Here is a 21,595-nt window from a genome sequence, read left to right on the forward strand (position 1 = left end):
GTTGGAATGGTATTCTTCTAGCATGAAACATTCTCGCTGCACTGACGTATAAGAAAAAGGAACTCCATGAAAGGAAGCGATCAAGTGAAAAGAATACCAGTGATTTTCCTCAGGTATATTGTCTTCTTTATTCCAGCAATCATTCTTAGTGTCTTGGTGTGGAACCATTACCAAGATGATTTGTCCGCAGGGAAAGCGACGCAATATGACGTCAAACAAATATTTACATTTGATGAAGGAAAACGAGTGGTGAGTGCTGTATCAAAAAACCAGCAGCTCCATTTTGCAATGTATGATCCCCAATCAGGAAAAAGAATCAGTGAATGGACCACGGAAAGCGATACGTTTAATGAAATGCTGCCATCCACTCAAGGTAACAACCTCTTACTTGCTTTAAAAAATAAAGACGAGCAGCTGTTGATCGAGAAACTAACGCCGAGCGGGGAAAAGAAAGAGCTCGTTAAGCAAAATCTACAGATACCCTCGTTTTTAAAAACGAATACATATCAATGGAATGGACGGCTTGTGTTTACAGGAGAAATGGAAGGCGCTGCTGCGGTCCTCGGTGAGCTAAAGAATGGTCAGTTTCATGTCCACAATCTCAACGAGCTGAAGCTGCCAGCAAGACCTGTTTCCATCGATGTCGTCATGAATTCTTTTAGAGGGCAGACCCCATTCCCTATGTTTGAATTGACTTTGAAAAATGACCAGAAGGCGTATGTCAGCGGAATCTCAAACGAGAAGCATCAGCTTGGGGTCTATGTCTCCAAAAGTGCCGAACCGTTTAGCCTCATTGAAGATAAAGTCGTGCAGCAGCTGCAAAAAACGATCGGATCATCACAAAACGTTGCTGTCGCTGTCGAATCCAACTATCCAAAAAGACCAAGGAAAGTGGATGCAGAGGGAAGGCTTGGGGAAGTCGTCCCAACACCAAAACCGATTTACCAAACCTTTATCTACCAGTTGAATGAAGAAGAAGTTCTTCTTTTAGGCTCTACAGCAAAGGATGAAGCAAAAGGCAAGCTGACTGGTTATATTTATAATCATCGCACGAATAAGGCGACGTCTGCCAGCAAGCTTTTTCAGTCGTTGTCATATGAATCTTTACAAAAAGAAGATCTCTCTTTTCATAAAAATGTGAAGAGCGATTGGCTCTATTATTCACTTGGCAACCAATTAACGGGGGCATTTGAGGCGAAAAGCAAACAGCTAAAGGAATTCCCTTTGCAAAAGGTCATCTCAATCGAAAATGCCAGTCCAGCCCACCAAACGTCTGTTGACACCTTTATACAATATGTCATGAAGGGCGGACCACTCATTCTCAACTGGGCGATATGGCTCTTTATCCCACTGCTGTTATTTGTGCTAGCGATCTTCCTGCCGCCGATTTTGAGACTGGTGAGAAAGAACAAGATAAAGGACAGTGTCACATTAGAAGCCAATATTGTATCTGTCAAAGAAACGGGTACTTACATCAATGAACAGCCGCTGGTTAACATGCAGCTTCAATTTCAATATGATGGGGAAAATATCGAGAAGGCGGTTAAAACGGTTGTATCCTATACTCAGATACCGCAACCGGGTCAGCGTATCGCCATTCTCTACAATCCGAAAAAGAAAAAAGCGATGCTCTTAAAAGAGGGTGACTTCTCGCAGCCGAGCGAGCCAAAGTTCATCAAAGGCGCTATTTTAAGAAACATAGAATCATATGGAACCGTAGGACGAGGCACCGTCTTATCACTTACATTTGAAGCAGATCAGAAAAGGTATACCATTCCGATGATTCAAGCCGCTGGTTTTGAGTTTAGAACAGGAGAAAAAGCCGATCTCGTTGTCATCAGCGGTCAGTTGAAAATGGCAGCCTATGGGCATGAAGTGCGGAATCGTGCGGGGAAAGACGTGACATTAACAGGAACTATCCAGCGTGTGAAGCAATATCCAATGGTCATCCATGAACAAAAGCCTATTATGCTGGATGTGACGGTTTCTAGCGGAGGTCAATCCATCACAAAAACGGTCAGTCAATTCATCCCTGACCATATGGAGGTCGCGCCAGGAACTCAAATCACGATGCAGACAAAACAAGAAGAGCTGGATAAAGAAATCAGTCTTATGCAAGAGAAACAAGGAAGTGCAAAAGTGACCCATGTCACATTTTCCGGTGTCATCGGTAACCAGCCGTTAGCGATCATTCAGATTGAGAGAGATGGCGTGATGTATGAAGTGAAACAGCCAATCGATCCGATCACTAGCGTACTGCCAGGTGATGAATTATGGGTGGCATATCACGAAATGACACGTCAAGCAGCCATTGTGAAATATGCATCGATTTAAAAAATACGTCAGCGTGTAGAAAAAGGGCTAAAACGAATTTCGTTTTAGCCCTTTTGATTAAGCTTTTGTATCATACTGGCGAAGCACCTTATCATAGGCGAAGTTGCCGAAAGGAATGAATGCCGCAAAGAATCCGGCGATGGACCATTTCAAATGCCAGCGAACTTTAAATGTCACATATGCCAAAATGAGCATGTAGATCACAAACAATGCGCCATGAAGAGAGCCCACAATGGTGACTGCCATCGGAATATCCGCAAAATATTTTAGAGGCATGGCAATTAAAAGAAGGGTTAAAAGAGACATACCCTCAATAAAACCCGCCTGTCTCAGACGGCTAATACTTGTATGCATATACAAATCCTCCTGTATAAAAGCTAGTTTCTCATCTTCTAATATAAACGAAAGATCGTCTGGACATGCTGAAATCTACGAAAAATTCAAAATATGTTCATGTTATTTTTAAAAAATGGGAGAATTGCAGCTGTGATGGATTTTAAAGATTAATCGATATCAATGAAACGAGCTAGGGCATAAATGCTAAATTCTTTTTTCTAACGCCTTTTGAATACAGAGGGTTTTTTGTATGACTGGAAAACATATGATGAACGAAAATTTGGCGGGTTGGTGTCTATGCGGCACTACAAGCTCTAATTTCGTGGTACTTTCTGAATACGTTTCAGTGTAGATATGTCTCTATTTCAAGTGTGTTGTCTTTACACTAGTATTTCAGCTTTATGTTCAGTCATTAGAACCGGATCTCCACGTCTGCTATAATAAAAGGATGGATAGAAGAAAGAGATGTGAAATTTCGTGTCAAAAACAGTTGTATTAGCAGAGAAACCTTCGGTAGGACGTGACCTTGCACGTGTGCTGAAGTGTCATAAAAAAGGAAATGGTTTCTTAGAAGGAGATCAATACATTGTCACGTGGGCGCTGGGCCACTTGGTGACACAGGCTGATCCAGAAGGCTACGGGAAAGAATTTCAATCTTGGCGCCTAGAGGATTTACCAATTATTCCAGAACCACTCAAGCTTGTCGTGATGAAAAAGACAGGTAAACAGTTCCAAGCGGTCAAAGCGCAGCTTGCGAGAAAAGATGTAAAAGACATTGTCATCGCAACAGATGCTGGGCGTGAAGGGGAGCTTGTGGCAAGGTGGATTCTTGAAAAAGCACATGTGAAAAAGCCTCTAAAACGTCTATGGATTTCGTCTGTTACAGACAAAGCCATTCAAGAAGGGTTCAAACGATTAAAAGATGGCAGAGAGTATGACAACTTGTACCGCTCTGCGGTAGCGCGTGCAGAGGCCGACTGGATTGTAGGGATCAACGCAACAAGAGCGCTGACAACGAAGTTCAATGCGCAGTTATCCTGTGGACGTGTGCAAACGCCAACGATTGCTATGATCGCCAAGCGAGAGGAAGACATTCAGCAATTCCAGCCGAAGCCGTTCTTTGGGCTGACTGCACAAGTAGACGGACTGACGCTGACTTGGCAGGATGCAAAGACAAAACAAAACCGTACATTCCAAGAGGATGTAGTGAAGGAGCGCTTGGCAGCCTGTAAAGGAAAACCTGCAGTGATTGATGCACTGAAAAAAACAGCGAAAAAATCCTTTGCTCCAGGGTTGTATGACCTGACAGAATTGCAGCGTGATGCCCATAAACGCTACGGTTTTTCAGCAAAAGAAACACTGTCTACACTTCAGCGTCTGTATGAGCAGCATAAGCTCGTCACGTACCCACGTACGGATTCACGTTTCATTTCGGCAGATATCGTGCCTACATTAAAAGATCGACTCAAAGGAATGAACGTTAGACCTTACGCTCAGCATGTGAATCGCATTCTACAATCAGGCATTAAAGCACATAAAGGTTTTGTCAACGATGCCAAAGTGTCAGATCACCATGCGATCATTCCAACCGAGGAAGAGCTGTATCCAGGTGCTTTAAGCGATAAAGAGCGTAAATTATATGACCTGATTGCCAAGCGATTCCTCGCTGTACTGATGACCCCTTTTGAATATGAGGAAACAACAGTGATCGCCAAGATCGGCAGTGAGACATTCACAGCGAAAGGAAAAATTGTGCAATCAGCCGGCTGGAAAGCCGTGTACGATGATTCCTATGAAGACGAGGAATCAGCCGAAGCAGATCAGCACTTGCCGGCATTAACAGAGGGGCAGTCACTTGAAGTACGCCAATTAAAAGAGACAAAAGGCGAAACGAAACCTCCTGCTCGTTTTAACGAAGCGACCCTTTTATCTGCCATGGAGAACCCGTCTGCATTTATGGAGAACAAGGAAAAAGACTTAGTGAAAACCCTTGGTGAAACGGGTGGATTGGGGACAGTGGCCACAAGAGCTGATATCATTGAGAAACTGTTTAACAGCTTCTTAATTGAGAAAAAAGGCAAAGACATCTTCATCACATCGAAAGGGAAGCAGCTACTTTCTTTAGTACCTGAAGATTTAAAGTCACCTGCGTTAACAGCGGAATGGGAACAAAAGCTTTCTAAAATTGCGAAAGGCCAATTGAAAGCTTCTCAATTCATGAGTGAAATGAAGTCATATGCAAAACAAGCCGTATCTGAAATCAAACAAACGAACCAAACCTTTAAGCATGACAACATGACAGGCACACATTGCCCTGACTGCGGAAAACTCATGTTAAAAGTGAACGGGAAAAACGGCACCATGCTTGTTTGTCAGGATAGAGAATGCGGACATCGAAAAAATGTGGCAAAGAAAACAAATGCACGCTGCCCGAACTGTCATAAAAAGCTTGAGCTGCGCGGGGAAGGCGATGGCAAAATATTTGCCTGTGTTTGTGGTCATAGAGAGAAACTGTCTGTTTTCGAAAAACGCAAATCACAATCCAATCAAAAACGAGCCAGTAAGCACGATGTGTCCAAATATATGAAGAAACAAAAGAAAGTGGAAGAACCAATCAATAACGCACTTGCAGAACAATTGAAGAAACTAAAATTAGATCAATAGTTGTGTAAAAACCCATGTGAATTCGCATGGGTTTTTTGTTTGTTCGAGTATTTTGACATGTTGTTTTTCTGTAAATGGGAATATGTAAGCGAAAAGACTCGTAATTTGGTATAAAATATTTATTTTCATTTAAACAGAAACGCTCTATAATAAATCGTTAGATGCTTAGAGAGAACAAGGATTGAAAGGGGACACGAATGGATACACCCATATATCGTACGTCTATCGCTATACTTATTGTCATTTTACTAGGCGGATGTACCTGGAAACAGCAGCAACATTCAGCTCAACCAGAACCTGCAAAGCCAGTATTGTCAGGAGAGTACTTTATGACTCACCACTTAATGACAGATCAAGGCATGATCCGGACCTCGCTTGCGGAGCAGCCTACTTACTTATCAGAATCGCTCGGACTTTGGATGGATTATCTTGTTAGAAAAAAAGATCAAACATCTTTTGATCAACAGGTAGACGTCCTGCGCACTCAATTTTTACTGGAACATAATCTTCTTAGCTGGCAAATCGAATCTCATCAAAAAAGCAAAGTCAATGCTTTAGTTGATGACTTACGTGTAGTAACAGCACTTCAAAAAGCAGATCAATTGTGGCAGAAGTCAGTGTATCAAACCACAGCCAAAAAAATCGCCAAAGCGTTAAAAGACAAAAACATGTTCAAGGGTATGTTGACCGACTATTATGATGCATCGACAAAGCAAACTTCACATACAATCACACTTTCATATATTGACCCAAAAGCAATCAAAGAACTAGTATCCCTCCACCTATTCACAGAACAAATGATGAACAACCAATTGGCCATTCTAAAAAATGCACCGAGACAAAAAGGATTTTTTCCAAAATCCTATGACATAGCGAAGAAAGTCTACTCGTTTGATCAGGAAATCAACTTGATCGACCAGCTTTATACGGCTCTTTATGCCGAACGTGCACAGGTTGATACAACAGTCATCATGAAATGGCTGAAAACCAACTTCCAAAAGGAAGGAAAACTGTATGGACGATATAAACTGAGCACATTAAAGCCAGCAGTGACGTATGAATCACCTTCGGTCTATGCACTGGTGATCTTATATGCACTCAAACAAGGAGAAGATGATTTTGCAAAAGACGTCTATCACCGAATGAAAGAGCTGCAAATCCAAGATCCTCTCAAGCCTTATTACGGAGGCTACATGAACGAAAAAGATACACACTCATTTGATAATTTATTGCCTCTAATTGCAGAAAGGGAGCTTCTAAATGAAAAGGTTATTCAGTAACACCTATCGCACGTATTATACGGTGCTCCTCATGTTTGCGGGACTCATTTTATTTATGGGCTACTTGAATGGACGTGATGCGGAGAGTGTCATGATCATCACACTCACATTTGTCGTGATAGGATGCGGCATTTTATTTGGTATTTTGCCAGCATTGGTTTTTACTTTGTTGATTTTGTTCTTTATAGGAAGCGGGATGTTCTTTACAGAGCTTGGTCACACAAATTCCCTCTTTTCTCATCAAACGTTGCAAGATGTCGTGATATGGGGCGTGGCGCTTCTCTTTTTTGCTATTTCTGCTGGAAACGTGCATGAGCGAATAAAAACGATGCGTTACACCATTGAACAACAAAAGAGGGCCATCAAACAATTTGTAGCGATTGACTCAACCACAGGCTTTGACAATGCAGAGCGGATGAGGCTCGAATTGTCTGAGGAAATGAAACGAGCAGAACGATACAAACAGCCATTCGTCTTTATCCTTCTTCATATGCACTACTCAGCTGAATTCAAAACATTATATGGAGAAAAAGAAATGCAGCATCTTTTCCAGCAACTCAGTATGAAGATACGCGAAAGTGTGAGAGAAACCGATAAGAAATTTCGATTATCCGAAGAACGAATCGGGCTGCTGCTCACTCACACACCTGCAGAAAACGTCTCGATCGTTCTTGAAAAGCTAAAGGATAAACTGCAAACGCATGTCCTGCTAAATGGTCGTGAAGTGACCTTAACCTTTCATGTTTGTCATTTAACAAGCAGCTCGGATTATCGGACACCAGAGCAATTTTTAGAAGAACTAGAAAACGAGATGATGATGAATGAACTTTAATGTTTTGACGAAATGTTGTTTGTTAATCGTTCTTTTCTCTATGCTTTCGATCAAAGACAGTACATCAGCCGGTGCACTTGAGAAAGAGTCAAGGACCCTCATCGTCTATTCCACACAATCAGGTGAGACAACGCCATCTGTTCATATGCTTGATGTACTTGTGGGGCATTTTTCCACACGAACGACCATTTTATCTGATGAACAAATCACTGAAAAGAACCTCAATGACTCTCAGCTAGTTATCTATATAGGTGAAGAAAAGAGAACGTTGAAAGCACAAACAATTCGTCTTATAAACGAATCAAAACGCTTAATCGCAATAGGATACAATGCGGAACAGCTTCGTCCATTCTCCAAGCTTACTTTTCACAAACAAGATCACATCAGTCAAATCAAAGATACTGATGATCAAGAATACCGTCAGTTAGAGAGAGGAATCACAGCTCAGACGGTTCAAGGGACAGATCTGCAACGTAAATTCTTATTGAAGAAAAATCAAGCTGAACAGCCATTTGTGATTCAAACAAAAGAAGGTGCGGCATATGTCGGAATGCTAAATATCCTTCAGCACGACAAGCTGCTTGCAGAGGTGCTGGAAAGTCTCCTGCCGGCTTCTAATCAAACGACGACAAAGTACTTACAGATTGGGAAGATTAACCCCGTCACGGAGGAGAAGAAGTTACTTGAACTTGGACGATACGTAACAGCTCGCCATATCCCTTTTCTGCTGGCGGTGACCCCTATATGGATTGATCCAGCAACAGGGGATGAAGTGACGCTCAGTGACCGGCCTAAACTTGTCCACGTGTTAACACAATTGCAAAGCAATGGAGCAAGTGTCGTTCTTCACGGGTTTAGCCGTACGTATCGAACGGAGGAGTCGGGTAAAGGCTTTGAATTCTGGGATGTCAAGTACGATCAGCCCGTTACGTCAAATGAACCAGAGAAAGCTAATCAACAGCTGAACAAAAGCTTTTTTCCAAATGAAAAAGATTTTAATGCGTATAACACATCCAATCAACATCAAGAAGCCATCTATACAGAAGAAAAGCTGACAAAAGGCATTGAACTGCTTGCGCAGCAGGGATTATATCCTCTTGCATTTGAAGTGCCAAATGACGCCATTTCCCTGCAAGGCTATGAAGTGATTTCCCGCCATGTGTCCAGTCTATTTGGACAGGTGCAGCTCTCAGACCGTACATGGAAAACAAGAAGTGCATCACCATTTTTGTCGACACCCGCCATGCTTCATGGCATGACTTTATATCCTGAACAGTCTATAGATACAGCGTCTGACCAAGAAGGTGCAAACATACTGACTGAGCAAACAATTCAATCCTTGCAGCATATCCAATCCGCCGCCATTGGGCTGTCCTATGATGTGGAAGCGGGGATAGATGGGCTGCAAGATGTAATCACACAAATGGATGCGATCCCTTCTAGTGAATGGCTAGATTTAAAGAAAACAAAACAGACTGTTCAAACTCAGAATGTCCAGATCAAAACAACAGGAAATGGACAGATTCAAATAGAGCAATCCAATATAGCTGAACCAAAAACAAACAAACGAAGCGGGATGGAAAATATGCTTCGAATACTCACAATGGTGGTGCTGCTCTTTATTGTGGCATTTGCTTTTTACACATTGTATTTAAGGCTGACGATGAAAAAACGGATCTTTAAGGAGAGAAAATCAGGTGGCTGATATCTTATTTTACCTATCATTAATACTGATTTGGATCATGCTCCTATATCATATGTTTCTGATGCAGGGAGGCTTTCAGCACTATTTAACTTACGAAAAAGTGCTGCCTAAATGGACAAAACAAGGGAAAGATCTGCCGACCGTCAGCATTCTCATTCCAGCACATAATGAAGAAGTGGTCATTCGGCAGACGCTAAAAGCCATGGTCCAGTTATCCTATCCCAAACACCTTCTTGAAATCATTGTGATTAATGACAATTCCTCTGATCGTACAGGGGAGATTGTGCAATCATTTAGTGAGCAATACGATCATGTCCATATGATTGAAACAAAGCCGCCATTTGCAGGGAAGGGGAAATCTACTGCACTGAATGAAGGCTTAAAGGCTTCGACAGGAGACATTATTTGTGTATACGATGCAGATAATATGCCTGAAAAGAAAGCCGTCTACCATTTGGTTCTTGGATTATTGAATGATCCTAAAGCAGGTGCTGTTGTCGGGAAATTCAGGGTCATCAATGCAGCCAAAAACCTCCTGACAAAATTCATTAACATAGAAACGATCTGCTTCCAGTGGATGGCGCAAGGCGGGAGATGGAAATGGTTTGGAATTGCGACAATACCAGGCACCAACTTTGCGATCCGTCGGCACATTTTAGAAGAGCTTGGCGGCTGGGATGTCCATGCACTAGCTGAAGACACTGAATTAACGATTCGTGTGTATAACCTGGGCTATGTGATTCGGTTCTTTCCTGCTGCGATTACATGGGAACAAGAGCCTGAAACATGGAAAGTCTGGTGGCGGCAACGAACACGCTGGGCTAGAGGCAACCAATATGTTGTGCTCAAATTTTTAAGGCAGTTTATGAAATTAAAACGAAAACGAATGATTTTCGATTTATTTTATTTTTTCTTTACGTATTTCTTATTTTTCTTTGGTGTACTGCTCTCCAATGGCATTTTTATCGTAAACTTATTCGTTGATCTTCACTTATCTGTGGGAGCTGTGGCACTCATCCTATGGGGGTTAGCCTTCTTCCTCTTTTTAACAGAAGTAATGATTACGTTAAGCATAGAGAAAACAGAGCTGACCAAACAAAACATTCTCATTGTCGTTCTCATGTACTTTACCTATTCCCAAGTATGGATTGCGCTTGTTGTGTACTCCTTATGTGTAGAGGTGAAAAGCCGATTATTGAAACAAGAAGTGAAATGGTACAAAACCGAGCGTTACAATCAACAACAAAAGAAAAGCGGGTGACATATTGAAATCGTTAAAATGGTTGATTTATATATTAGGATTATCCTTAGCGATCCAGCCTTTTTTCATGGCAGGTCAAGCAATGGCGCAATCCAACCGAGTTCAAGTCAAAGATGCTTGGGTTCATTTTTCAAAAGAAAGCAAAACAAAAACGCAGCATCTATCAGAAGACGTAGTGACCTTATATGGACAAGAAGACCGCACTGAATTTACCTATCAAGTGGATCAGGAAAAAACAGAGTCAAGCACATTGACGTTCAATATAGAGGCTTCACCATTATTGATTTCACCTTCCTCATTCACTGTTATGATTGATGGAGAGATCGAAAAGACCATCCCTGTATCAGGGGAAAACCAGAAGAAGTCGATTCAAATCAAGTTGAACAAAGCACAATTGAAAAAAGGTACTCACCGCATTCAGGTCACATTTTATGGTGTTTTAAAAGAAGGCGTGTGTATCAACCAAGAGACACCTGCTAATTGGCTAAAAGTGTATCCTGAAAGTGAACTTACATTCAAAGGAATCCAGACAAAAGATTTCACATTAGATAGCTTTCCATCACCTTTTATTCAAACAGGTGATCAGAAAGAACAGACAGACATTGTAATTCCTAATTCACCGGATGCAGCTGAATTAGAAGCAGCCATCAAAGTATACCGTACGTTGAAAAACAAAGATCGCCAAAAAGAGATCAAACTTATCCAAGAAAAGGACATCAAGCAAGTGGCTCACCCAACGATTGCTGTGGGAGCTAAAGGAAGCTGGGATGGACGGATGAAAACGATTGAACAAGCTGCAGGAATTAAAACGAAAAGCAATCATCTTACGTTAGCGATGAGAACTTTGACAGCAAAGAAAACAGAACAGCCCATTCTATTTGTGACAGCGGAAAAGCCTGTGACAATCGCTGAAAAAATCAATGTTCTAACTCAGTCAGAATTAACGGATCAACTGACTGGAACAGACCTAGTGCTTCAAAAGGCTGCAGCTCAAACGTCTAAACCATCTCACAAGATTCATTTGAAAGATTTTGGCGGAGATGATGTCACGGTTGGGACCAACAAGACGGCATCCGACCACTACTATTATCCGAAAGCGCTACTGGCTAACCAAAAATCAGGTGCAAAGCTCAATCTTTCATTCAAAAAATCTGAGACAGCGGCAAGCAAAACAGAACGGTTAACTGTTATGATCAATGACGAACCGCACGACGTACCATTAACAAAACTAGGCAGCAAAGATGCGAATGGATTCTATCATGTCTCGATTCCAGTAGATTCAAAGATACTTCAAAAAAATGAATATATTGATTTGCAATTTGTCACAAGTGGTTTTAAAAACATGGAATCTTGCAGACATACGGATGAAGAAGGCTGGATATTCATTGACAAAAATAGCTCTTTACAAATACCAGAAGGAACAACGAGTGAAAAGCCAGATTTAGCCGCATGGCCGCTCCCGTTCACTTCGAAAAATACATTGATCATCATACCAGATCAAATCAAACGTGAAACAATCAATCAAATGGCCATGTTGACGGAATCTTTTAGTCAGCCAGAAGTAGCTCAATATCATTTAATAAAAGCTTCTCAAGTGACAAATGAACAATTGAAAAATCACCCTCTCATTTTTATCGGAGGTATTCAGACTTTCTCTCTTCTGAAAGAAAAAGCAGCCGATCTCATTGTTCCGGTGAAAAAGGATCAATATGATGTATCTTCTTTCGGCATGATCAACGAAACAACGGCTCGAATTGTATGGACGCAGCCATCTGTTTGGAATAAAGAACAGAAAATGACAGTCTTTTCAGGAATGACTGCAGCTGAAGCTAACGTGTCAAATGAAGTAATGCAATTTCTTCAAACAAATACAGAAAAAGCAACAGTTGCAATAGAGAGTAAAAACAAAGGCGTGTTTACTAATCATCAATCCGTCAGTAGCACATCCAGCAGTCTGAAAACAAGTGAAAAACAAAGCAGCAGCGAGTCTTGGATTTACTTTGTGTGTATCGCTGCACTCATCCTTTTTGTGCTTGTGATGATTGTCTATTTCGTACGAAAAAACCGTAAAAAGACTGAGTTCTAAACGATCAAAAGACCTTGAAAAAATCTCTTTACTTTGGTGTCAAACGGGAGTATGATCTCTTTTATAAAAGACCAATCGCTGAATCATTTCGATGAGCGGGGGAACCAATTGTGGTGGTATAAAACACCACGTGGGGTGAATCCTTTTAAGGTAGGGCAAAATCTCATGCGCCCGAATCCGTCAGCTAACCTCGTAAGCGTTAAAGAGAGCAAAGACCAACCTGTGATCTAAACAATAGGCACAGGGGCATTCTATTGCCTCTGTGTCTTTTTGGCGATCCAAATTTTGTAACTCAAATCGTTTGACACTAAAGGAGCGGGCATCACATGTACAGTTTGATGAAGCGTATTTTAATTGGTAAACCATTAAAATCACAGGCAGCAGGAGAACAAAAACTATCAAAAATCAAAGCTTTGGCATTATTGTCATCAGACGCATTGTCGTCAGTCGCATACGGTACAGAACAAATCTTAATTGTTCTATCAGTTGTCAGTGCGGCAGCGTTTTGGTACTCACTCCCGATTGCAGGTTGTGTATTAATTCTTTTAATGGCGTTAATTCTATCTTACCGCCAGATTATTTATGCTTATCCAGAAGGCGGCGGGGCGTATGTCGTCTCCAGCAGAAACTTAGGTGAAAAACCAGGGCTGGTTGCTGGTGGATCATTACTCGTCGATTACATTTTAACCGTAGCAGTGAGCATTTCTGCTGGGACCGATGCGATTACATCGGCTTTTCCAGCTCTATATCCATATCATGTCATGATCTCAATCGTATTAGTCCTAGTGATTATGGTGTTAAACCTTCGTGGACTGACAGAGTCGGCATCTATTTTGGCTTATCCTGTGTACCTATTTGTCTTTTCATTGCTCATTTTAATTGGGGTGGGCGGGTTTAAACTATTAACTGGGCAAGTGCCGCCAGCACCTGAACATACAGCGTTTGGTACACATGTATCAGGCATCACGTTATTTCTTTTATTAAAGGCATTTTCGTCTGGCTGTTCTGCTTTAACTGGTGTTGAAGCGATTTCTAATACAATTCCATCCTTTAAAAAACCAGCTGCACAAAATGCAGCGAGAACTTTATTGATGATGGGGGGATTACTGGCCGTTCTATTTGTAGGAGTGACATTGCTTGCGTTTGGTTTTGGCATCTCGCCAAAGCCAGAAGAGACGGTTGTGTCACAAATTGCATCAGACACTTTTGGACGGACATTTTTCTACTATGTCATTCAAGCTGTCACAGCTTTAATTTTAATATTAGCGGCAAACACAGGTTTTTCAGCTTTTCCATTATTGGCTGTCAACTTAGCAAAGGATAAATATATGCCGCGCATGTTTACAGTGAGAGGAGATCGGCTCGGTTATTCCAATGGTATTATCTTTTTAGGTGTAGCTTCTATGCTGCTTATTTGGTTATTTGATGGGAAAACGGAACACCTCATTCCACTTTATGCTGTCGGTGTGTTTATTCCATTTACCTTGTCTCAGACAGGTATGTGTGTAAAGTGGATTCGTGAAAAACCACAGGGATGGAAAGTGAAAATGCCTATCAATATCGTAGGAGCACTTATTTCATTTACGGTTTTCATGATTCTCATTTTGACCAAGTTCCATCTTGTATGGCCGGTATTTGTTTTCATGCCAATTGTTCTATTTATTTTTCATTCTATTAAGAAACATTATCTGTCTGTTGGAGAACAATTACGTTTATTGAATGAAACCGAGCCTGTCGAAATCAAAGGAAATGTGGTCATCGTCCCAATAGCAGGTGTCACACGTGTCGTCGAACAATCTGTGCAATATGCAAAATCCTTATCAGACCAGGTCATAGCGGTTCATGTATCGTTTGATAAAGAGAAAGACAAGAAAATTGAAGCTGATTGGGAAAAGCTGAATAGTGATGTGCGTCTTGTGATTTTACATTCGTCTTATCGAAGTCTCATTCACCCGCTTGATAAGTTTCTTGAAACGATTGAAGCGAAAGCAAATGCGCATCAATATAGAGTGATGGTACTCGTCCCTCAATTTATTCCGAAAAAAAGATGGCACACCATTTTGCATAATCAATCTGCTTTCTTATTAAGGTTCCGTTTATTATGGAAACGGGATATTGTTGTCGCCACTCTTCCATATCACTTTAAAAAGTAACAAGAGCAAGTTGAAACGTTTGATCAAAAGGGTGCGGTGGTATGGAGTAAGAAAAAAGGAGTTTTCTCACATGCCGCAAAGAACCGCAGGAAAAGAAGTAACAGCGCTACTGGAAGAGTGGGGCGTGAAACATATTTATGGAATGCCCGGCGACAGTATTAACGAATTAATCGAAGAACTAAGGCATGAATCAAGCAAAATTCAATTTATACAAACAAGACATGAAGAAGTGGCAGCACTTTCAGCAGCAGCTGATGCGAAACTAACAGGCAAACTTGGAGTTTGTTTATCAATTGCTGGGCCAGGTGCTGTCCACTTATTAAATGGACTATACGATGCAAAAGCGGACGGTGCACCTGTATTAGCGATAGCAGGGCAGGTTGCCTCAACTGAAGTAGGCAGAGATGCATTTCAAGAAATTAAATTAGAGCGGATGTTTGACGATGTTGCTGTCTTTAATCAGCAAGTACAAACAGCAGAAGCTCTGCCTGACTTATTGAACCAAGCCATCAAAGCTGCTTATACCCATAAAGGGGTGGCGGTTCTCACTGTCTCAGATGATTTATTTTCTCAGAAAATTAAGCGGAGTCCCATTTATACATCACCTCTTTATGTAGAGGGAGATGTGCGGCCGAAGAAAGATCAACTGCTAAAGGCTGCTCAACTCATTAACAATGCGAAGAAGCCAGTCATCTTAGCAGGAAAAGGATTAAGAAATGCTAAAGAAGAACTTCTTTCGTTTGCAGAAAAGGCAGCTGCACCGATCGTCATTACACTTCCAGCAAAAGGTGTTGTTCCAGACAGGCATCCATACTTTTTAGGGAACCTAGGTCAGATCGGGACGAAGCCTGCATATGAAGCGATGGAAGAGTGCGATTTATTAATCATGCTTGGAACCTCCTTCCCATATAGGGATTACTTACCGGAAGACACACCTGCCATTCAATTGGATATCAAACCGGATCAGATCGGTAAAAGATATCCAGTAGAAGTGGGGATTGTAAGTGACAGTAAGACTGGTCTTCATGAACTAACCTCTTATATTGAATATAAAGAGCAGCGCGGTTTCCTTGAAGCTTGTACAGAGCACATGATGAAGTGGCGAGAAGAAATGGATAAGGAAAAATCTATTGCCACATCACCGCTTAAACCGCAGCAAGTCATCGCTAGATTAGAAGAAGCGGTCGATGATGATGCCATTCTTTCAGTTGATGTCGGTAATGTGACGGTATGGATGGCACGTCATTTCGAAATGAAGCAACAGGATTTCATTATTTCCAGCTGGCTTGCCACAATGGGCTGTGGGTTACCTGGCGCAATATCAGCTAAATTAAATGAACCAAATCGCCAAGCCATTGCTGTCTGTGGTGACGGAGGTTTCACAATGGTGATGCAAGATTTTGTGACGGCGGTAAAATATAAACTGCCAATTGTCGTTGTGATCTTAAACAACAACAACCTTGGTATGATTGAATATGAACAACAGGTAAAAGGCAACATCAACTATGGTATAGAGCTGGAAGATATTGATTTTGCAAAATTTGCAGAAGCATGCGGTGGTAAAGGAATCTCGGTGTCATCACATGAAGAACTAGCACCAGCCTTTGATCAAGCACTTCAAGCTGAGAAACCTGTGATCATTGATGTTGCGGTGACCAATGAACCACCGTTACCTGGTAAAATCACGTACACACAAGCAGCAGGCTTTAGTAAATATTTATTGAAAAAATTCTTTGAAAAAGGTGAGCTGGATATCCCTCCGCTCAAGAAAAGCCTTAAACGCTTTTTCTAAACAGCAGGTAGTCGGTCTTCCAATTAGGGAGACTGGCTTTTTTTGTTGAATAGGTAAAATCATTTCAATTGTCACTTGTTTTCTTCTGTATAAAAATATACAGACTGGATTTTTTGCAACTTAAAGCCTATTTTTCCAATTCGGTGAGAAAGGTAAAATAGACTTTATGATCAATAATGGAGGGAGTGGCTTAATCTGGGCAAGATACTTGATGCAAAAGCACTAACCAGTGCCATGGATACAAGGGCAAAACACTATCAGGAACTCCGCGAACAAATGATAGATTTAAAAAAGGCATTACAAGGTGTTGCTAATCTCGGTGACGACTTCACTGGAAAAGGTGCCGATAACATTAAAAGCTTCTACAAAGAACTCGCCGGAAATGTGGACATGTTTATTAGCTTCATTGATAAACAAAAAGCCTTTCATGAAGGTGTTTCTGGGACACTTGATGATACAAATTTTGGCGGCGACACCTTTGTTGAAGAACACTTTTTAGACAATGCCGTTCATATGGGCATCAAAAACGCCAAAAGCATTGTAAAAGATCAAAAAAAGGCACTCAAAACCATTTTTCAAGATATAGATGACCTCATTTCACTAGAGGTATTTGATAGCCAAACTTTTGATGAAAAAATAGAAGATGCGGAATACGAGCGAAAAAAGACAGTGAAAGACCTAAGAGAACTTGATCAAAATCTAAAAGATGAATATGCTTTGTCAGAGACGGAGCAGCAGGCTACAATGGCATTGTACGCAGAAATGATCAATGCCACAAATGACGGAAAGTCCATTTCGCCTATGAATTTTGACAAGAAAGCGTATCAAAATAGCGAAATCTACAAGGCAAAAAGCGATATTGAGAAGCAAACTTCTGAATATCTAAAAATCAAAAAAGATCAAGAAGAAGCCCGCAAGATTGCAAAGGAACAAGAAGCACTAGCCAACCGTCCGTGGTATGAAAAAACTCTTGATTACGGAGGAAATATTGTCAATGAACTGACAGGCGTGAACGATGCAAAACGTGCCGCAACAGGTGTCGATCCGATCACAGGTGAAGAACTCACCGCAGGCCAGCGAGTCGCCGCAGGCGGCATGGCAGCAGCAGGATACATCCCGATCGTCGGATGGGCGGGCCGTATTTTCAAAGGCGGAAAAGCCGTCTATAAAACGACTCAAGCCACGTCCGCCGCAGTCAGAGCAGTCGACATTTACAAGACATCACAAAAGTCTTTTGATGCCTTAAAAACATCGCAAAAAGGCTTATACGGTCTTACTGCGACCAACGGCTTCAGTGAAGCGATTACGGGTCGAGATATGTTTGGAAATAAAGTCTCGAAAGAACAGCAGGAAGCGAGTATGAATGCGGCGCTGGGGATGCTTTTACCGTTTGGTGCAAAAGGGTTTCATGGTAAGATGGGAATCAAGAAAGGTGAGAAAAATCCTTTATCTCCAGGTAATGGATTAGCTACACATGAATCCAGAGGTGGGCACTTAATAGAGAGACATGTTGGGAAAACAGATGAAGAACTATTAGAAAGGCTGAAAAGTAATCCTAAAATCACGGGTTCTTCTACTTTTAACGATAGAATGACAGCAGAAAGAGTTGCTGATTCAGTTCTGGGTGATCCTAAGAGTGTTGATAAAATACAAAAGTGGTTATCCGACCCCAACAGTAGACCTACATTACCATTAAAATATAAGGGTGATGGAGAGGTAATTGGAAGAAGTGTTTCGAGAAATTCAGAAGTAGTTGAGAATGTTACAAATGCAAAAATTATACTGAAAAAAGATGAGAATGGCGGTTTTATTTTAACAGGATACCCTGTTAAATAGAAAGAAGGGTGATAAAATGAATGAGAGTTACAGTTATTTAGAGGAGTTAGAAGATTTTTTAGGTGGGACATTTCATCAGGATATCGATTCACCAGAAGAAGCGTTAGAGGAGTTTATTCATGAAGCTACTAAAGAATGTCTGCTATCTACTATAAAGGATTGTCAGGATTTTTTGAATGGTACTTTAACAATTGAAGAAAAAGAAAGCTTTATCGAAAATAATGCAGAAATCTATTTTCCGGCGATCTCATTAAACCCTATACAGTGGTTTAATAAAATAATAGAGGAAATGAAAGAAGCAGTGAAAATGAAGTAACAAAATGATCCTTGATCGGCCAATGCCTTTCAAGGTTTTTTGTGTTTATTGGCCTTCATACCGAGAAAAAGCCGACAAAAAGGGGGAATAAAATGGGGACCTTTTTTCCTGTGTGAATCATTGTATGATTAAGACAAGCAAAACGAATATTTTGTCCAGAAGGAAGAACCTGCGGACGCTGATCATTGAGCACTCTAAGTGCCTTGATTGGTGTCCGCTTTTTTTATTGGGAGATGCGTCTTTCCCTTATCAATGGCGTATCTGGATACGGAACAAAGGTGTTGAGGAATGTGGCCATACGAGAGGGACATTCTGAGCCTGGATAGCAGCTGGTCTGCGGCAGCCGTATCGAGGACAGTTTTTCATTTTAATTGATGATTGACTGTACTTGGCATCCTCTCGGAGTGTAGTCATCATTTCAAAATCTATTTAAGTGAATAGCGTAAGTTGGTGTTGAGGGGAAATAAATACTGAAGTAAAAGCTACTTTACCAAGTAGAGCAATTAAAAAAGCTGAAGAATTAGGATTTAAACCACAAACAAAAGAATTTAGTGATTTCATCAAAAAATATGTTGATCCAAGAAATATTCCACCTTCAGTTATTGAAGACGCTATAATGAATACGAAAAAGATACTTGGTAATAGAAGTGGAACGTTTGTTCATGAGACACTGGATGTCAAAGTTATTATAAATGAAGCAGGCGATGTTATCAGAGTTATACCGAAATAATTAATAAAAGGGTGAATACGAATGTTTATTAAGTATGATGAATATGATCTATTAGAACTTTTTCAAAGTGAGCCGGTGAGTATAACAAGCAATATAGATGATGGAGAATTAATTTATACTTACAAAGATGACCAAAATTTCAAGGTGATTTTAACTTTAGATGTATATAAGCAAACGAGTAGTCTAAGTATTACATTTAATGATTCTATAGTATTTACAGGTGATTTTAATAATGTAACAAGTATAAAAAAAGATGAAAAAGCTATGGTATTGAACGTGGACGAAGAAGAGAGGTTAAAAGTTAAATTTTATAAACAAGTTGGAGTGGAGTTGCTTTAAAATAGCCTTATTGTATTAGAAAGAAATATAAAACAATTATGATATTCTCTCAGATAAATCAGTAGGTGAAGTAGTTGTTACTTCTAAATATAATGTTATTGTTATCATACCTTGACTGGCTATAGCCTTTCAAGGTTTTTGTGTTACTGGCCTTCATACCGAGAAAAAAACGATAAAATGGGGATTTTTTTTCCTGAGTGGATCATCGTATGATAGAGACAAGCAAAACGAACGCATTGAGCACTATTGAGAAGCAAACTTCTGAATATCTAAAAATCAAAAAAGATCAAGAAGAAGCTCGCAAGATCGCAAAGGAACAAGAAGCGCTAGCCAACCGTCCGTGGTATGAAAAAGCTCTTGATTACGGAGGAAATATCGTCAATGAACTGACAGGCGTGAACGATGCAAAACGTGCCGCAACAGGTGTCGATCCGATCACAGGTGAAGAACTTACCGCAGGCCAGCGAGTCGCCGCAGGCGGCATGGCAGCAGCAGGATACATCCCGATTGTCGGCTGGGCAGGACGTATTTTTAAAGGCGGAAAAGCCGTCTATAAAACGACTCAAGCCACGTCCGCCGCAGTCAGAGCGGTCGACATTTACAAGACATCACAGAAGTCTTTCGATGCGTTGAAAACATCACAAAAAGGCTTATATGGACTCACCGCGACCAACGGCTTCAGCGAAGCGATTACGGGTCGAGACATGTTTGGAAATAAAGTCTCGAAAGAACAACAGGAAGCGAGTATGAATGCGGCGCTTACAATGCTTTTACCGTTTGGATCGAAAGGTTTTCGTGGGAAGATGGGGATTAAGAGTACGAGTGAACTTAAGCATCCGGTTTTAGATAATCCAAGAGTAGGTAGTGCATTAAAAGATGATTTTTATCATAGATTTAATGATATTATTGACAACTATGCAGTTCATTCTAAAAGATTTGATTTGCCGAATAGAAGAGGACATATGGATTCGTTGTATCAAATTGAGGGATCAATGGTTAAGTATGAGACAAAGTTTGTAAAAATTAAGAATAATGCACCTGAAATGATACAGTCGAAAGAGATAAGAAATGGCGTGTTTGAATGGGTTGTAGATCCAACAACTAACAAAGTAACCCATAGAACTTTTATACCTGACGGCAAAGTTACAGGAAAAATAAATCAATGGGGGAAATAAAAAATTGTATAAAATTGAAATAATCAAGAAAAGTGGATTTGAATGTAATTGGGCTACGTTGTTTGTTGGTAGACAGTATAATTTAATTCCTGCCTTAGAAGTAACAAACTATGCAGTGGAATATCTAGAAAATAACCCTCATGATGATAACGAGCTCATTCTTGAATTAGCGTGGGAACAAGAAGAAGTAAAGGTAGATGATATACTTGAAAGCATAATCTCTGATAATTCTTCGGAAGACATGACGAGAGAATATCATAAGTGGCTATATAGTATTATGAAAGAAGCATATACTCACTCAACTGATGATACCATCTTTGAAGAAATTGAACATATTTTCTCAGTCTTTCACACGCCCGAAAATATGTATGATTTTTTTAGAGAAGTATCAGACGCATTTTATTATCCCCATGATTCACAAAAAACAATGAAAGAACTTGTAGAAGAGTTTTTAGAAAATGAAAAACAATTGATTTTAAATAAGTAGAGAACTTAAAGAAAACGATGGATAAATAAGCCATCGTTTTTTCGTACATAAGATTGTTTGTCTAATGACCTTTCTCTTGAGCATAGGGATTTTCATGCAATTGTAGAAGTCCTTTGGTGATTGAATTCTACGTGGAATGTTATATATAGGATCATTTTATAAAATTTTGAAAGAAACGGTGAAAACATAGATTGACAATAAAATAAGTATCATATCCGAGAAATTTGAAAATAAAAATATGGGTGAACTCGTAGAAGGAATTACGATTA

General features: G+C 40.4%; 14 protein-coding genes, 1 pseudogene and 1 riboswitch. Of the genes and pseudogenes, 14 read left to right on the plus strand and 1 reads right to left on the minus strand.

What is annotated here, in order from left to right; translation table 11 throughout:
• The first annotated feature begins 84 nt into the window (after window positions 1-84).
• Complete coding sequence (locus MKY11_RS02415) at window positions 85-2,334, plus strand: hypothetical protein (protein WP_342501807.1); 2,250 nt, start codon at window positions 85-87, stop codon at window positions 2,332-2,334.
• A gap of 57 nt (window positions 2,335-2,391) precedes the next feature.
• Here the strand turns inward: MKY11_RS02415 and MKY11_RS02420 are convergent, their stop codons facing one another.
• Entirely contained in the window at window positions 2,392-2,688 is a 297-nt protein-coding gene (locus MKY11_RS02420; RefSeq protein WP_008347156.1) for a DUF3817 domain-containing protein, read from the minus strand.
• 459 nt (window positions 2,689-3,147) lie between these two features.
• Here MKY11_RS02420 and MKY11_RS02425 point away from each other — a divergent pair, with 459 nt between their 5' ends.
• From MKY11_RS02425 to MKY11_RS02485, 13 genes and pseudogenes are all read left to right on the plus strand, one after another.
• Window positions 3,148-5,334: a DNA topoisomerase III gene (locus MKY11_RS02425; protein ID WP_342501808.1), complete on the plus strand. Its 2,187-nt coding sequence runs from the start codon at window positions 3,148-3,150 to the stop codon at window positions 5,332-5,334.
• A gap of 197 nt (window positions 5,335-5,531) precedes the next feature.
• A complete protein-coding gene (locus MKY11_RS02430; RefSeq protein WP_144679564.1) occupies window positions 5,532-6,614 on the plus strand; it encodes a glycosyl hydrolase family 8 in 1,083 nt (360 codons plus the stop codon).
• Window positions 6,595-7,446 (plus strand): GGDEF domain-containing protein, encoded by an 852-nt coding sequence (locus MKY11_RS02435; RefSeq protein WP_144679562.1) that lies wholly within the window; start codon window positions 6,595-6,597, stop codon window positions 7,444-7,446. The genes MKY11_RS02430 and MKY11_RS02435 overlap by 20 nt, the downstream gene beginning before the upstream one ends.
• Window positions 7,436-9,151 (plus strand): DUF2334 domain-containing protein, encoded by a 1,716-nt coding sequence (locus MKY11_RS02440; protein WP_144679560.1) that lies wholly within the window; start codon window positions 7,436-7,438, stop codon window positions 9,149-9,151. The genes MKY11_RS02435 and MKY11_RS02440 overlap by 11 nt, the downstream gene beginning before the upstream one ends.
• Entirely contained in the window at window positions 9,144-10,412 is a 1,269-nt protein-coding gene (locus tag MKY11_RS02445) for a glycosyltransferase (protein ID WP_058336784.1), read from the plus strand. Before MKY11_RS02440 ends, MKY11_RS02445 begins: the two co-directional genes overlap by 8 nt.
• A 4-nt stretch (window positions 10,413-10,416) precedes the next feature.
• The gene (locus MKY11_RS02450; RefSeq protein WP_058336783.1) at window positions 10,417-12,498 is read left to right on the plus strand and encodes a cellulose biosynthesis cyclic di-GMP-binding regulatory protein BcsB; all 2,082 of its coding nucleotides are present in this window, start codon (window positions 10,417-10,419) and stop codon (window positions 12,496-12,498) included.
• A gap of 66 nt (window positions 12,499-12,564) precedes the next feature.
• Window positions 12,565-12,712, plus strand: a riboswitch (cyclic di-AMP (ydaO/yuaA leader).
• Window positions 12,713-12,824: 112 nt separating this feature from the next.
• On the plus strand, window positions 12,825-14,651 hold the full coding sequence (locus MKY11_RS02455) for an APC family permease (RefSeq protein ID WP_007498061.1): 1,827 nt from the start codon (window positions 12,825-12,827) through the stop codon (window positions 14,649-14,651).
• A gap of 70 nt (window positions 14,652-14,721) precedes the next feature.
• On the plus strand, window positions 14,722-16,443 hold the full coding sequence (locus tag MKY11_RS02460; RefSeq protein ID WP_058336782.1) for a pyruvate oxidase: 1,722 nt from the start codon (window positions 14,722-14,724) through the stop codon (window positions 16,441-16,443).
• 195 nt (window positions 16,444-16,638) lie between these two features.
• A complete protein-coding gene (locus MKY11_RS02465) occupies window positions 16,639-18,279 on the plus strand; it encodes a T7SS effector LXG polymorphic toxin (protein WP_342502103.1) in 1,641 nt (546 codons plus the stop codon).
• Window positions 18,280-18,295: 16 nt separating this feature from the next.
• The gene (locus MKY11_RS02470) at window positions 18,296-18,595 is read left to right on the plus strand and encodes a contact-dependent growth inhibition system immunity protein (RefSeq protein ID WP_056703922.1); all 300 of its coding nucleotides are present in this window, start codon (window positions 18,296-18,298) and stop codon (window positions 18,593-18,595) included.
• 751 nt (window positions 18,596-19,346) lie between these two features.
• Complete coding sequence (locus MKY11_RS02475) at window positions 19,347-19,664, plus strand: hypothetical protein (RefSeq protein ID WP_045035323.1); 318 nt, start codon at window positions 19,347-19,349, stop codon at window positions 19,662-19,664.
• Between the two features lie 245 nt (window positions 19,665-19,909).
• Window positions 19,910-20,839 (plus strand): annotated as a pseudogene (locus MKY11_RS02480) (pre-toxin TG domain-containing protein); the annotation flags it as partial.
• 4 nt (window positions 20,840-20,843) lie between these two features.
• Entirely contained in the window at window positions 20,844-21,326 is a 483-nt protein-coding gene (locus tag MKY11_RS02485; RefSeq protein WP_024720474.1) for a DUF2247 family protein, read from the plus strand.
• Window positions 21,327-21,595 lie beyond the last annotated feature (269 nt).

The sequence above is a fragment of the Bacillus sp. FSL W7-1085 genome, assembly GCF_038595035.1.
In the GTDB taxonomy this organism is placed as follows: Bacteria; Bacillota; Bacilli; order Bacillales; family Bacillaceae; genus Bacillus; species Bacillus altitudinis.

Excerpts from the sequence above, each read along its gene's own strand:
- MKY11_RS02440 (WP_144679560.1), top strand. The coding sequence starts at position 7,436 with ATGAACTTTAATGTTTTGACGAAATGTTGTTTGTTAATCGTTCTTTTC.
- MKY11_RS02430 (WP_144679564.1), top strand. The coding sequence starts at position 5,532 with ATGGATACACCCATATATCGTACGTCTATCGCTATACTTATTGTCATT.
- MKY11_RS02460 (WP_058336782.1), top strand. The coding sequence starts at position 14,722 with ATGCCGCAAAGAACCGCAGGAAAAGAAGTAACAGCGCTACTGGAAGAG.
- MKY11_RS02420 (WP_008347156.1), bottom strand. The coding sequence starts at position 2,688 with ATGCATACAAGTATTAGCCGTCTGAGACAGGCGGGTTTTATTGAGGGT.
- MKY11_RS02435 (WP_144679562.1), top strand. The coding sequence starts at position 6,595 with ATGAAAAGGTTATTCAGTAACACCTATCGCACGTATTATACGGTGCTC.
- MKY11_RS02470 (WP_056703922.1), top strand. The coding sequence starts at position 18,296 with ATGAATGAGAGTTACAGTTATTTAGAGGAGTTAGAAGATTTTTTAGGT.
- MKY11_RS02455 (WP_007498061.1), top strand. The coding sequence starts at position 12,825 with ATGTACAGTTTGATGAAGCGTATTTTAATTGGTAAACCATTAAAATCA.
- MKY11_RS02475 (WP_045035323.1), top strand. The coding sequence starts at position 19,347 with ATGTTTATTAAGTATGATGAATATGATCTATTAGAACTTTTTCAAAGT.